Below are 14,819 nucleotides of genomic sequence, written 5' to 3' on the forward strand. Positions count from 1 at the left end.
GTGAATGTATATGAGCAAGAGAGTATTTTTGATTACCTTGTTTTTATTCGTCCCAGTTGGACTGCTTCAGTTCTGCGCTGTCTATCGTCCTGTTTTGCCAAAGGAAGGAGATTCGTTAGAGGCTACAAACACATTAGGTACCCTTGATACCCTCGCTACCTATTACCCAGGTGTGAAGGGGCTTACCGGGGAGCCCTTGAAGCAAGCATTGCATCGTGCGATTCGAAACCACAAAAGATTTTCTTATGGTGACCTATGGGAAATTTTGCCGGTTATCGATGGGGATCCGAATCAGGAAGGGAATATTGTCCTGTTGTACTCTCGACGGTCTCAGCCCGTCTCCTTTAGAGATAGGGGGACCAGGTTTGCTTATGAAGATGCGGGCTACACGTTGATCGATTCGTGGAATAGAGAGCACGTATGGCCTAAGTCGCACGGGTTTCCAAATCCATCGGATACCGCCTACACTGACCTTCACCACATACGCGCAACTGACCGGTCTGTAAATTCTGCAAAAAACACCCGTTCTTTTCACATGGGTGAGCAGGTGTATTTTGACAATGGAGGAACAGTGGAGACAAGGAACAAACAGGGTAAGGGCATTTGGAGCTGGGAACCCCCAGACGAAGTGAAGGGAGACATTGCTCGAATGCTATTCTACATGGCAGTTCGATACGAAGGTCCGGACTACGATTTGGAGTTGGTGGATTCTGTCCTGCCCCGACAAAACAAAAGGCCACTTTTCGGGAAGCTATCTACCTTACTGAGCTGGCATGCCACCGATCCGGTAGACGATACCGAACGGCAACGAAACGACCAAATTTTCACCCATTTCCAGGGAAATAGGAATCCGTTTATAGATCACCCGGATTGGGTATTTTCAATTTGGTCGTTAGACCATAATGGCAATGAGTAACTTGCAGGGGTATTGAAGCCATAGAATCTCCTTTTTGACGAAAACTTTTGGCGATCATTAGAATTTTTTAACGAAAATCCTGCTAATTTTGAGATTGCTTATCAAGAAAGACGGAGGGTAGGGCCCGAAGATGTCTTAGCAACCTGATGCAAACAAGGTGCTAATTCCCGTTCCGGATACTCCGGAAGCAGATGAGCCGTAGGATAATAAAAGTATCACTTTTCTTTCGGTTCTTTCTTGAGTAGGCAAAGGTTAAATGAACGCTTATTCGATGAAAAAAACCAACTTATTGCTTCGGCAAGCGGAGCGAAAAATCTTAATTCTGGATGGTGCCATGGGCACCATGATCCAACGGTATTCCCTTACGGAGGATGATTTCAGGATACCTTCCCTTTCCCATATAAAAAAGCCCTTAAAGGGTAACAACGATCTGCTTTCCATCACCAAGCCGGATATAATCAAAGCGATTCACCGATCCTATTTTGAAGCGGGTTCGGATATTGTTGAAACCAATACCTTTAGCAGTACCTCTATTGCTCAGGCAGACTATGGCTTGGAGGATTTGGCTTATGAGTTAAATGTTCAATCGGCCAAGATTGCGAAGGAAGTAGCTGACGAGTTTTCCGCCCTTACACCAGAACAACCTCGCTTTGTGGCTGGGGCGATAGGGCCTACCAATCGCACAGCGAGTTTGTCTCCGGATGTCAATGACCCTGGTTACCGTGCCGTTACATTTGACCAACTGGTGGCCGCCTATTCGGAGCAGGTAAGGGGCCTGCTGGATGGGGGGGTAGACATGCTGCTGGTAGAAACCGTGTTTGACACCTTGAATGCAAAGGCGGCTTTATATGCCATACAGGAAGTTTACGAGGAAAAATCAATACCACTTTCGCCATCGGATGGGGGGATCCCCATTATGGTATCGGGTACCATCACCGACGCCTCTGGTAGGACACTCTCTGGGCAAACAACCGAAGCGTTTTTGATTTCGATTTCCCATGTCCCGTTGTTTAGTGTCGGACTGAACTGCGCGCTGGGAGCCAAAGAATTAAGGCCTTATTTGAAAGTACTTGCTGAGGAGGCCCCTTTTTTGGTGAGCGTGTATCCAAATGCGGGATTACCCAACGAGTTTGGAGCCTATGACCAAGGACCGGAAGAGATGCGCGATCAAATAAGGGAATTTTTGGAGCAAAACTGGGTGAATATTTTGGGGGGATGCTGTGGTACCACCCCGGATCATATCAAGTTAATAGCAGAGACGGCCAAGGATTTCCCCCCTAGAAAACTTGTTTTTCAACAAATTGAAGCGTAAATCACATGACGAGCAAGCCGATAAACATCCACCAATTAAAATTGTCAGGCCTTGAACCCTTGGTGTTTACACCGGAGCTGAATTTTGTCAACATCGGTGAACGAACCAACGTGACAGGTTCCAAAAAATTCGCCCGGCTAATATTAGAGGGGGACTACGATAGGGCGCTGGAGGTAGCCTTAGATCAAGTGAGAGGTGGCGCACAGATTTTGGATGTGTGTATGGATGAGGCCATGTTGGACGGGGAAGCAGCGATGGTGAAATATTTAAACCTTATAGCTTCGGAGCCCGAAATCAGCCGTATCCCCATCATGGTGGACAGCTCTAAGTTTTCCATTATCGTTGCCGGATTAAAATGCCTGCAGGGCAAGGGCATCGTGAATTCCATTAGCTTAAAAAATGGAGAAGACGAATTTTTAGAGCAGGCCAAGACAGTTAAGAAATTCGGTGCCGCAGTGGTCGTGATGGCTTTTGATGAAAAGGGCCAGGCAGATACCTACGAACGGAGAATTGAGATATGTAAGCGCAGTTATGAATTGCTTACCCAGCGAGTTGGCTTTAATCCCCAGGATATCATATTCGATCCGAACATTTTTCCGGTAGCCACGGGAATGGATGAGCACAAAATGAACGCGATTGATTTTTTCCGTGCCACCAAGTGGATCAAGCAAAATCTTCCGGGTGCCAAGGTGAGTGGGGGAGTAAGTAACGTCAGCTTTTCCTTTCGTGGCAATAATCCGGTGAGAGAAGCGATGCATGCGGTGTTTCTCTATCATGCGATCCGACATGGCATGGATATGGGAATCGTCAACCCCACCATGCTGGAGGTGTATGATGACATTCAAAAGGACCTTTTGGAACACGTGGAAGACGTGATCTGGAATAGGAGGGAAGATGCCACCGAGCGTTTGCTGGATTTTGCAGAGACCGTAAAGGCAAGTGGTAAAAAGGCCAAGCAAGATGATTCATGGAGGCAAGAGCCCATCGCAAAGCGGATCGAGTATGCATTGGTGAAGGGAATTATAGACCATGTGATCGAAGACACAGAGGAGGCAAGGCTTCATTTGGGAGACCCGCTAAGGGTGATCGAAGGCCCCTTGATGGATGGGATGAATGTCGTAGGAGATTTATTCGGAGAAGGGAAGATGTTTTTGCCCCAAGTGGTTAAAAGCGCCCGTGTGATGAAAAAGGCAGTTGCCTACTTGGAACCATTTATGCCCAAGGCGGGCGAGGTTGGATACCGTGAAAATGGATCTTCATCTATTAAAAAAATACTCCTCGCCACGGTGAAGGGAGATGTCCATGATATTGGGAAAAATATTGTAGGGGTGGTTTTGGCGTGCAATAGCTACCACATCGTCGATTTAGGTGTGATGGTGGAGGCAGAAAGAATTTTGGATGAAGCGGTAGCTCAAGGGGTAGATATAATCGGGCTAAGTGGTCTGATTACGCCTTCGCTCGATGAAATGGTGCATGTAGCGTCTGAAATGGAACGCAGAGGTCTAAAGATACCGCTCTTGATTGGTGGGGCTACTACATCGAGAATACATACTGCTGTTAAGATTGATCCGGTGTACTCCGGTACGGTGGTTCACGTGACCGATGCATCCAAGTCAGTACCTATAGCCGGAGAAGCTATAAACGAAGGCACGAGGGATGCCTATCGGGTCCAAATCAAAGAAACCTATCGACAGCTGAGGATAGCGCACGAAGCCAAGCAGGAGCTAAAACAAATGGCTTCCTTTGAAGAAGCAAAATTAAACCCTACACAACTAGATTGGGATGGCTTCACTCCGGTAAGGCCCAGAAAATTGGGAGTCACAACGCTTGAGAACATACCCTTGCAAACCTTACGTGGCTACATTGACTGGACGCCCTTTTTCAGTACGTGGATGTTGTCCGGGAAGTATCCTAAAATATTGGATAATCCGGTAGTGGGCGCTGAGGCTCGGCGCCTATTTGATGAAGCAAACGCCATGTTGGACAGGATCGTGGCTGAAAAATGGCTTACAGCCAAAGCAGTGATCGGTCTCTTTCCGGTGGTCCGACAGGGTGAAGATGTCGTTGTTTCAGGTGAATTTTCGGGTGATTCACCCCGAAAATTTTCCTTTCTGCGACAGCAGGGTAAGAAGGGGAAAGGTGTGCCAAACAGAAGTTTGGTAGATTTTATCCACCCGACGGATACTGATTACCTGGGTTGCTTTGCGGTAACAGCCGGATTGGGTATAGAGGCCAAGTTGGAGGAATTTGCCATCGAAGGGGACGACTACAACGACATCATGTTAAAGGCTTTGGCCGATCGATTGGCTGAAGCCTGTGCAGAGTATGTACATTTCCTGGTTCGGAAGGAGTATTGGGGTTATTCGCCGGAGGAGACCCTTAGCAATGACGAGCTTATTCAAGAGGCATACAAGGGCATACGCCCTGCACCAGGCTACCCAGCCTGTCCGGAGCACTCTGAAAAGCGTACCTTGTTTGATTTGTTGGAAGCGGAGCAACGCATCGGGATTACGTTGACGGATAGCTACGCGATGTATCCTACTTCTTCGGTGAGCGGATTTTATTTTGGGCACCCCGAAAGCAAGTATTTTGGGCTAGGAAAGATAGGAGAGGATCAAGTAATCGATTATGCTGCCAGAAAGGGCGTCTCTAAGGAACAGGCCGAACGTTGGCTCTCTCCTAATTTGGGATATATGCCAAAGGTTACGGCCGAAGTCTGACTGCCCATCACCGTATCACAAAATCAATAATTAGCACCCAACTAGGAACGGCGGAAGTGCCGACAGGTTATGAAAATTACAGAATATATTGATCAGGCGAAGAAAACGCTCTTTTCTTTCGAAATTTTACCTCCGTTGAAAGGTCAGAGCCTGCACGATATGCTGGCTGGCATTGAACCTTTGATGGAGTTTAAGCCTCCCTTTGTAGATGTTACTTACCACCGAGAAGAATACATCTACAAACAGCATCCCGGAGGCTTGCTGCAGAAGGTAAGTACAAAGAAAAGGCCAGGTACCGTAGGGATATGCGCAGCATTGATGAACCGGTTTCACGTGGCACCTGTTCCCCACCTATTGTGTGGCGGGTTTTCAAAGGAAGAAACTGAAAATGCCCTTATCGACCTTGAATTTATCGGGGTTCAGAATGTGTTGGCTCTTAGAGGAGATGCCGATAAGTCGGAGGGAAAATTCATCGCTGAGGAAGATGGGCACCGATATGCGTATGAGTTGGTAAAGCAGATTTCTGACATGAACAACGGCATTTACCTGCATGATGAAACAGAAACAGGCTTCCATACGGATTTTTGCATTGGTGTGGCAGGTTATCCCGAAAAGCACTTTGAAGCACCCAGTTTAAATTATGACCTAAAGTACTTAAAGCAAAAAATTGATGCAGGGGCGGAGTACGTAGTTACCCAAATGTTTTTTGATAACCAAAAGTATTTCAATTATGTGGAAAGGGCCAGAGCTGCTGGAATTACTGTGCCAATCATTCCGGGGTTGAAGCCTATCACCACCCTTTCGCAGATCGTCAACCTGCCAAGGACTTTTTTCTTGGATTTACCGGATGCCCTGATGCATGAGCTGGATACCTGTAAAACCAATGCAGATGTGAAGGAAGTGGGGATTGCCTGGGCGATAGAGCAGAGCAGGGAATTGGTGAAAGCGGGTGTGCCTAGCCTTCATTACTACACGATGAGTAAGGCAGATGCTACTTATCGGATAGCCAAAGCGGTTTTTTGACCCGCCTATCGATTTGTATAAGTCTCTCAAATAGGTAGTTTTACCTCCCTTTTTGAGATACCCATTGGTATTTCTTTCCAGGGAGCGATTTTAACAGCCCTTGAAATTCCAAGCCAAGCAATATGGAAGCAAGGGTAGGAATGGGGATTTGGCATCGCCAGCTTAGTTGGTCTATGTCCAGTTCTTTTTCTTCGGAGAGAAGCTGCAGGATGCTGCGTTCCATGGGGTCAAAATCATCCAAATTCAGCACGATAGGTGTTTTGGCTGGTTCCTCTTGGCCTACACTCCAGGAGAATGTATCTGCAATATCCTTTGGACCCATATAGATGGCTGCTTTCATCGTTCGGATTAGGTTGTTACATCCTTCGCTATAGGTTGATTGTAGGTTCCCTGGTACTGCAAAAATTTCTTTGTTGTAGCTGAAGGCAATTTCGGCGGTGATGAGGGCTCCGCCTTTTTTGGCAGCTTCCACGATGATCAAGGCATCTGAAAGGCCTGCAATGATCCGGTTTCTTTGGGGGAAATTGCTTGCTTTAAGTGGGGAACCCACTTTGTATTCCGAAACGAGGCCACCCCTTTCCATCATTTGATTTGCGATTTGGACATGGTAAGCCGGGTAAATTTTGTTTACCGGCGTGCCTAGTACGCCAATAGTGGGGAGATTGTGCTGCAATGCCGCTCGGTGGGCTTCAATATCTATGCCATAGGCAAGCCCACTGATGATGGTAGGTTGATAGGGCGCTAAGTCCTCCACAATTTTGGCGGTAACGGCCTTGCCGTAGGCAGTGGCATTTCTGGTGCCCACAATGCCTACAGTACGAGCGGGATTGAGGTTTAATTGCCCGCGGGAAAATAGCAATATGGGGGAATCTGGAAATGATTTTAAACGCTGGGGAAAGGATTTGTCCAAATAGGTAGTCACTGAGATATCCATCTTCAGTGCTTCCTCCAACAAAGCGTGCGCTGCCCTGAGATAGGTGGTTTTGTCGGTTAACTGACCCAGCAATTTGGGGCCTACCCCAGGGATTTTGCCAGCTCTTCCTTTTGTCATATTAAAAAACTGCCTAGCAGATCCGCTGTAACTGACGATATTTTTATAAATCCCGGGGCCAAGTTGGGGGACAAGGCTCAGGGCCACAGCATGTAAGAGGTCTTCATCAATCGTCTTTTCCATTGAGATTTTCCCTGATTTCAATCAAAAAATGCTTAATCTGATTTAGCCTGTTTATCATTGCCGCTTTGTCGGGAATCTGGTGCAGGTCCCTTTTGATGATATCCTGTGCCCCCTGAAGCGTATATCCCTTTTCCTTCACAAGATGGTAGATCAACCGGATTTTTTCTATGTCGTCGGTCGTAAACCGGCGGTTTCCTTTCTTGTCCTTTTTTGGTCGAATGATGTCAAATTCTCCTTCCCAATAGCGTATCAGGGAAGTGGCTACCTTAAAATGCTCAGCAACCTCTCCGATCGAGTAGTATTTCTTCTCTATGTCACGTTCCCGGTACGGCAAATCTCGATTTTTTTACCAAAATTAATCAATATCAATAAAAAAACCTTTCGGAAAATCCGGAAACATTTCCTGATTTCCTGAAAGGTTTTTGCCCCATGTAGGTTCCAGTGAAGCTCTCCGTACTAGGATAGCGATTGGTTTTCCCTTGACGCCAATTCCAAGATTTTGTCAAACTCAGCTGGTTCCAAATCTTTGAAGAAGTAATTGACAGGGTTCATGTATTTGCCGTCTTTGATAACCTCGTAGTGGACATGTGGAGCCGTGGACGAACCCGTATTTCCCACAGTTCCAATTTGGTCTCCCCGTTTTACTCGCTGACCTACCTTTACACCGAAATCATTCATATGGGCATATCTGGTCACAAAGCCGAACCCATGGTCAATTTCAATGTGTTTACCGTAACCGCCGAATTCCGTACGCACCGTTTTTACGACCCCATCTCCTGTGACATATATTGGGGTCCCTTTGGGGGCGGAGAAATCAACACCAGTGTGCATTTTTCGCACTTTAAGAATGGGGTGGATACGCATGCCGTACCCTGAGGCTAATCTATTGAGCTCTTCGTTGTGGATGGGCTGAATGGCGGGGATTGATGCCCAGTATTCTTCTTTGTTTAGTGCTGTTTCGGAAAGTTCGTCGTAAGAACGGGACTGTACGAACATTTGTTTTTTGAGGCTCTCCAGTTTTTCCATCACCGAAATGATCATCTTTTCCTGGTTCAGTCCTTTGTCTTTGATTTCTTGGAAGCGGTCTGTACCTCCATATCCCGCCCTGCGCACTGAGTTTGGAATCGGTTCTGACTCAAAAATTACTCGGTAGAGGTTATCGTCCCGTTCCTGTAGGTCTTCCATCATGGCGGTGAGGCGGCCGATTTCCTGATCCATTAAATCGTAGTACAACTTTAATTCCTTATTTTCCCTTTTCAGTAACAGTTCTTTGGGACTATCAAAATAATGGCTAAAAACGATTAAAATGCCGACTGCCAACAAGGATGCCAACGATAAAAATCCAAGCGAATTTAAGGTGATATCCCATTTACTGCGTACATATCGTTCGTATTTACACGTCTTCGGATCGTAATAATATTTTATTCTACTCATGTAGTATATTCAATGGTAAAACTTCTAATTTTGTATTCCTTTTGAAAAAAAGGGGCGGAAAGCATCTCAGAAGGGCTGATTTGCCCGCTCTTAGATCCGCAAATATAGACAATTTCCTAACACGATTTCCAATATAGTCAAATAAGCAATTAGACCATGCACGCAAAACAAATAAGAAGCACTTTTATCGAATTTTTTGAATCCAAAGGGCATCAATTTGTTCGTTCTGCACCAATTGTTGTGAAAAACGATCCCACGCTGATGTTTACCAATGCAGGCATGAACCAGTTTAAGGATTATTTTCTTGGAAATGAGGTGCCAGCAGTTCCTCGGGTAGCTAACAGCCAAAAGTGCCTTAGGGTTTCGGGAAAGCACAATGATTTGGAAGAGGTGGGCGTGGATACCTACCACCACACCATGTTTGAGATGCTTGGAAATTGGTCATTCGGAGACTATTTTAAAAAGGAAGCTATCGAATGGGCATGGGAACTGCTTACTAAAGTGTATAAGCTGCCAGTAGATCGCCTGTATGTGACGGTATTTGGTGGTGATACGGGCGATGGTTTGGAGCAGGATCAGGAAGCTGTGGAATTATGGGCCGATTGGATCGATAGGGACAGAATATTATTTGGATCCAAGAAGGATAATTTTTGGGAGATGGGAGAAACAGGTCCATGTGGTCCCTGTTCAGAGATACACATTGACTTACGGACAGATAAGGAGCGTAGCAGTCTTGATGGAAAAGATTTGGTGAATCAAGACCATCCCCAAGTCATCGAGATTTGGAATTTGGTTTTTATTCAATTCAATCGCACCCAAGACGGCTCCTTAAAAGAGCTGCCCGCAAAGCACGTTGATACAGGTATGGGTTTGGAGCGGTTGGTTAGAGCCATTCAGTGGAAACACTCCAATTATGATTCGGATCTTTTTACCCCGTTCATTGCAAAGGTCGAAGAGCTTTCCGGGATAAGCTATGGCGATGAGGAAAGCGTGGATATCGCATTTCGGGTGATCGTGGATCATATTCGGGCAATAGCGTTTACCATTGCAGACGGTCAGCTTCCCTCCAATAACAAAGCCGGCTATGTGATCCGAAGAATCCTTCGTAGAGCGGTTCGGTATGGGTACACATTTTTGGGCTTTAAGCAGCCTTTTCTTCATAGACTAATGCCCACACTGGCCCATCATTTCGGAGAAGTTTTTCCGGAAGTATCCGATCAACTGGATTTTGTGTCTAAGGTTATCTTAGAAGAGGAGCAGTCTTTTCTGAGGACCTTGGAAAAAGGCCTGAAGATTTTGGATTTGATCAAATCGGAGCTCGCACAGTCGGGCAAGCACGTCATTCCAGGTGAACAGGCGTTTGAATTGTATGATACCTATGGATTTCCATTGGATCTCACCTCATTGATTGCACGTGAGGGAGGGTACTCAGTGGATGAGGCGGGATTTGCCCAGGCAATGGTACGTCAAAAGGACCGTTCCAGGGCGGCTGCCGAGCAGGAAACGAAAGATTGGATAATGGTTGCTACCGAAGAAGGTACGGAGTTTGTAGGATACGACCAACTAACCTCCCAAAGTAGGATCGTCAAATATCGGGAAATCGTAGAGAAAAAGGGTAAGAAGTTTCAACTCGTGTTGGATCGTACACCCTTTTATGCCGAGAGTGGTGGTCAGGTTGGAGACAGAGGAACCATTTACAGCGATACAGAAACCCTGCAGGTTTTGGACACCAAAAAGGAAAACGAGCTCATTGTTCATCTGGTCGATCGGATTCCCGCTGACCCAGAAGCCGTTTTTTGGTGCGAAGTAGACCAGCCAAGGCACCAACAGATTATGAAAAACCATTCTGCTACCCACTTGTTGCAGGCGGCATTGCGGGCGGTGTTGGGCGATCATGTACAGCAGAGGGGGTCATTGGTAAATGATGAAGTGTTGAGGTTTGATTTCTCTCATTTTGCCAAGATGACCGATGACGAAATTGAGCAGGTGGAAGCGATCGTCAATGAAAAAATACGAGATAACATCGGTTTGGAGGAACTTCGGAATATACCCATAGATAAGGCCAAAACGATGGGTGCCACGGCATTGTTTGGAGAGAAATACGGTGAGTTTGTTCGGGTGATTACCTTTGGACGTGATTTTTCGGTAGAGTTATGCGGCGGAACGCATGTTCGGGCTACCGGAAATATCGGGTATTTTAAAATAGTAACGGAAGGTTCCATATCCGCTGGAGTTAGAAGGATAGAGGCGGTGACAGGAAGCCAGGCAGAGGCCTATGTGAATACGCAGTTAAGGATACTTCGAGAGGTTCAGGAAATGATGAAATCGCCGCGAGATTTGGAGAAGAGTGTGGCGGGGCTTCTCAAGGAAAAGAGTGAGCTTCGCAAGGAACTCGAGGCGATGCAGCTGCAGGAAGCTTCTCGTTTAAAGGCTAACTTGATTGGCGATATTCAATCCGTAGAGGATATGGAGGTATTGGTGGCACAGGTTGTATTGCCCCATGCGGATGCTCTTAAAAAATTAGCTTTTGAGCTAAAGAACGAACGAGAGCGGTTTTTGGGTGTGTTTGCAGCGGATATATCCGGAAAACCGCAGATTGCCGTGGTGATTGCCGAGGAACTGGTGGATGAAAAGAAACTTGATGCTGGCAAGATCGTTAGAGAGTTGGCCAGGCATATCCAGGGAGGAGGCGGAGGACAGCCGTTTTTTGCGACGGCTGGTGGCAAAAACCTCGCCGGGCTCGCCCGGGTGGAGGAGCAGGCTAGGGAGATGTTTTCCTGACCGTTGATGTAATTAATGATTGTAAAGATTTGGTTTTGGGTCAAATCTCTACCATTTTTGATCCCCAAATCAGTGAATTGGCTATGATTGAAGAAAAAAGACAAAGAACCTTAGAACCTGAGGTTAAGCAAAAGTACGAATTGGTCATCGGGTTAGAAGTTCACGCTCAGCTGCTGACAAACAGTAAAATGTATACCGCTGATTCCACCATGTTTGGAAACATGCCCAATACCAATATATCAGTCATTACACTGGGCCATCCCGGAACATTGCCAAAAGTTAATAAGCGGGCTGTAGAGTTTGCCGTCAAAATGGGCCTTGCCTGTGATTCTCGGATTACCCGTAGAAATATTTTTGCGCGCAAGAACTATTTTTATCCCGACCTCCCAAAGGGATATCAAATTACGCAAGATAAAGATCCCATTTGTGTAGGTGGGAAGGTTCCCATTATCCTCGGCAGTGGGGAGCGGAAAACCGTTGCCCTCACCCGAATTCACTTGGAGGAGGATGCTGGTAAATCCATCCATTTGGCCGGTGAAGTAGATACCCTGGTAGACTTTAACCGGGCCGGAGTGCCTTTGATAGAGATTGTTTCTGAACCGGACATGCGATCTTCGGAAGAAGCATATCAGTTTTTGACAGAGATTAAAAAGCTTGTTAAATACCTGGATATTTGTGACGGCAATATGGAAGAGGGTTCGTTGCGCTGTGATGCCAACGTCTCTATTCGCCTGCACGGCACCACCGAGTTTGGTAAAAAGGTAGAAGTTAAAAATATGAACTCCTTCCGGAATGTGGCAAGGGCGATAGAGCATGAGTTTGAACGACAAATTATGCTGGCTGAGAGCGGAGAGGAAATTATATCGGAAACGAGAACGTTTGATGCTACGTCGGGTACAACGAGCGGGATGCGAACCAAGGAGGATTTAAATGATTACCGTTACTTTCCTGAGCCCGACCTGAGTCCGGTGGTGGTTTCAGAAGAGTGGCTAAATGCCATTCAGGTCAGTTTGCCTCCTTTGCCAAGAGAGCTTTTTGAAAAGTTCGTTACAGGCTACGGTTTACCCGAGTACGATGCCGGGGTATTGACGGATAGCAAAGAGATCGCCTTGTATTTTGAAGATTTATGTCAATTGACCAAAAATTACAAAGCAGCTTCAAATTGGATGATGGGTCCCATAAAGTCTTACCTTAATGAGCTCACCTTGCATATTGTGGATTTTCCGATTAGGCCGGCAGGTATTGCAGCCCTGATCGAACTTATTGACGAAGGAAAGGTTAGTTTTTCTGCGGCATCTCAAAAAATCTACCCAGAGCTGTTAAGGAACCCTAATAAAGCTCCCTTGGAAATTGCGACCGCACAAAACTTGATTCAACAAAGTGACGAGGGTTCACTGAAACCTATCGTTGCACAGGTTCTGGCAGAGAATGCGCAAAAGGTTGATGAATACCGTGCGGGAAAGAAAGGGTTGATGGGCATGTTTATGGGGCAGGTGATGAAGAAGAGCCAAGGCAAGGCAGACCCGAAGGTTGCGTCGAAGTTATTATCCGAAATGTTAGACTAAGTGAAAATGACAAATAAAATAGTTCAAAATTACGTGGTATTCTTGGTGCTTTTTTCCGTAGGTATGTTGTCCTGTGCGGAAAAGGAGCAAGCCTTTACCGGACAGGTTGAGGTTGCCGGCCAAATCAAAAATGCACCGGAGGGGGTGTTGGTACTTTCAGAATATACCCAAGAGGGCGCATCTGTACTGGATACGATTGCGTTGGATAAGAACGGTAAATTTACCTATCAAGTAAGTCTAGAGGGGCCTACCTTTTACGACCTGAATCTCTTTGACGAAAAGACGATCCGATTGGCCTTGTACCACGAAGATGTGGAGATTACCTACGATGCAGCTACGGAAGAATTGGAGATTGCCGGAGCGAAGGATACCCAGATGCTGCGTAAGATAGATGATCTGACGGGGGTTTACCAAGAGGAAATTAATGCGCTGAATGACGAGTACTACCAGGCGATGGGTGATAGGGATCAGCAAGCGATTCGAGGGATCCAAGAAAAGGCCATGGCACTGGAGTCAAACCATGCGCAACGCCTCAAAGAGGTGATCAACGGGATGGAAGGTAGCTTTGCGGCATTGGCCGGTCTGGGCATGCTAAATCCCAGGAACGACTTTGCCTATTTGGATAGTTTGGTGGATGTGTTGGCCCAGCGATATCCGGATATGAAGATGATCAGCTCGTGGAAGCAGGAGCTGGAAGAACTGAGGGCACTTTCCATTGGGCAACCTGCACCTGAAATTGAACTTCCAGACCCGGATGGGAATCTGGTTAAACTATCGGATCTGAAAGGGAAATATGTGTTGATAGATTTTTGGGCTGGGTGGTGTAAGCCATGTAGAGATGAAAACCCGAACGTAGTGAGACTTTATGAGAAGTACAAAGACAAAGGTTTTGAAGTGTTCGGCGTTTCCTTGGATAGAACCAAAGATATGTGGATAAAAGCCATCGAGGAAGACGGGTTAAAATGGACTCAGGTTTCGGATCTAAAATACTTCAATTCAGAGGCTGCGGCAACCTATCAGATTAACGCGATTCCCGCTACCTATATGGTAGATCCGGATGGAAACATCTTGGCAAAGGATTTGCGGGGCATTACACTCGAAAATAAATTGGCGGAGTTGTTCGATTAAATTGTTTTTCAACCGCTGGAAAAATGTTTTCCTGAATGTCAAAGAATCTTATATATTCGCACCTTGAAAGCAAGGAATCTCACGGACAATTCATCTAAAGGCAAATTTATGACGGCAGATTATCAATGAATCAAAATTGACTTGAAGCTTAAAACTTAATTATCTAATTACCCGATCACCCAATAAAGTACTTAAAGGTTTTATATAAATGTAGCCAGCACATAACCCTGGATAAGCACTTTAAATTTCCACACTATCTATTAAAGTTAAACATGAAAAGAACAAGTTTTAATTTCCCAATGAACCGGTTGTTAACCATGATGCTGATTGGATTATTGGCATTAGGAGCCTGTAAGAGTAAGAAAAAGGTAGTAGAAGCCGCCCCTGCGCCGGTACCCGTAGAGGAACCTGCTCCTGCACCGAAACCTGCACCGCCAGCCCCATCTGCTGAAGAAGTAGCAGCTGGTAAGCTTGAAGGCTATTTTAATGCTATTGTGAATGCATCAAATGTCAATAGTGCAAACAACACCATTCGTGAAGCACTGGGCATGTTTTCAAATCAGAATACACCGGTATTGATTGTCATTCACGAAGAATCGGGTATCAAAGATTATGATGAACCAACGACTATAGACAAGTACTTGAATTATTTAAAGGACACCAAGAAGAACTTGAACTTTATCAGCGATATCCGGTTAGACGGAAGCGGTAGAGTGACAGAATTAGAACTTAGAAGAAGGTAATTTACAAACGATAAGCTGCAAAC

At 46.0% G+C, this 14,819-nt stretch carries 11 protein-coding genes and 1 riboswitch; of the genes, 8 read left to right on the forward strand and 3 right to left on the reverse strand.

Translation table 11 applies throughout. The features are described from left to right. The first annotated feature begins 10 nt into the window (after positions 1–10). The 4 genes from IAQ59_RS15250 (at position 11) to metF (ending at position 5,971) form a co-directional block, all read left to right on the forward strand. Positions 11–916 carry an endonuclease I family protein gene (locus tag IAQ59_RS15250; protein ID WP_209331694.1) on the forward strand — a complete coding sequence of 302 codons (906 nt, stop codon included), beginning with the start codon at positions 11–13 and terminating at the stop codon, positions 914–916. A gap of 95 nt (positions 917–1,011) precedes the next feature. Beyond that, positions 1,012–1,114, forward strand: a riboswitch (SAM riboswitch). A 73-nt stretch (positions 1,115–1,187) separates the two neighbouring features. Then, positions 1,188–2,228 (forward strand): homocysteine S-methyltransferase family protein, encoded by a 1,041-nt coding sequence (locus tag IAQ59_RS15255; protein WP_209331695.1) that lies wholly within the window; start codon positions 1,188–1,190, stop codon positions 2,226–2,228. Between the two features lie 5 nt (positions 2,229–2,233). Further along, complete coding sequence (gene metH, locus IAQ59_RS15260; protein WP_209331696.1) at positions 2,234–4,948, forward strand: methionine synthase; 2,715 nt, start codon at positions 2,234–2,236, stop codon at positions 4,946–4,948. A 69-nt stretch (positions 4,949–5,017) separates the two neighbouring features. Then, a complete protein-coding gene (metF, locus tag IAQ59_RS15265; RefSeq protein ID WP_209331697.1) occupies positions 5,018–5,971 on the forward strand; it encodes a methylenetetrahydrofolate reductase [NAD(P)H] in 954 nt (317 codons plus the stop codon). A gap of 40 nt (positions 5,972–6,011) precedes the next feature. On the opposite strand, the gene dprA is transcribed toward metF, so the two are convergent. The 3 genes from dprA to IAQ59_RS15280 form a co-directional block, all read right to left on the reverse strand. Continuing rightward, complete coding sequence (dprA, locus tag IAQ59_RS15270; protein ID WP_209331698.1) at positions 6,012–7,145, reverse strand: DNA-processing protein DprA; 1,134 nt, start codon at positions 7,143–7,145, stop codon at positions 6,012–6,014. Then, entirely contained in the window at positions 7,129–7,479 is a 351-nt protein-coding gene (locus tag IAQ59_RS15275) for a MerR family transcriptional regulator (protein WP_209331699.1), read from the reverse strand. The genes dprA and IAQ59_RS15275 overlap by 17 nt, the downstream gene beginning before the upstream one ends. A gap of 122 nt (positions 7,480–7,601) precedes the next feature. Beyond that, positions 7,602–8,579, reverse strand: a complete 978-nt coding sequence (locus tag IAQ59_RS15280) for a M23 family metallopeptidase (RefSeq protein ID WP_209331700.1) — start codon at positions 8,577–8,579, stop codon at positions 7,602–7,604. 156 nt (positions 8,580–8,735) lie between these two features. Here IAQ59_RS15280 and alaS point away from each other — a divergent pair, with 156 nt between their 5' ends. The 4 genes from alaS to IAQ59_RS15300 all read left to right on the forward strand — a co-directional run bounded on the left by alaS (position 8,736) and on the right by IAQ59_RS15300 (position 14,796). After that, positions 8,736–11,360: an alanine--tRNA ligase gene (alaS, locus tag IAQ59_RS15285; RefSeq protein ID WP_209331701.1), complete on the forward strand. Its 2,625-nt coding sequence runs from the start codon at positions 8,736–8,738 to the stop codon at positions 11,358–11,360. A gap of 83 nt (positions 11,361–11,443) precedes the next feature. Beyond that, entirely contained in the window at positions 11,444–12,925 is a 1,482-nt protein-coding gene (gene gatB / locus IAQ59_RS15290; protein WP_209331702.1) for an Asp-tRNA(Asn)/Glu-tRNA(Gln) amidotransferase subunit GatB, read from the forward strand. Between the two features lie 6 nt (positions 12,926–12,931). After that, entirely contained in the window at positions 12,932–14,053 is a 1,122-nt protein-coding gene (locus IAQ59_RS15295) for a TlpA disulfide reductase family protein (RefSeq protein WP_209331703.1), read from the forward strand. 272 nt (positions 14,054–14,325) lie between these two features. Continuing rightward, positions 14,326–14,796, forward strand: a complete 471-nt coding sequence (locus IAQ59_RS15300) for a nucleoid-structuring protein H-NS (RefSeq protein ID WP_209331704.1) — start codon at positions 14,326–14,328, stop codon at positions 14,794–14,796. The last annotated feature ends 23 nt before the right edge of the window (positions 14,797–14,819 follow it).

Origin of the sequence: Lunatimonas salinarum, from assembly GCF_017811155.1 — a bacterium.
Taxonomy (GTDB): Bacteria; Bacteroidota; Bacteroidia; order Cytophagales; family Cyclobacteriaceae; genus Lunatimonas; species Lunatimonas salinarum.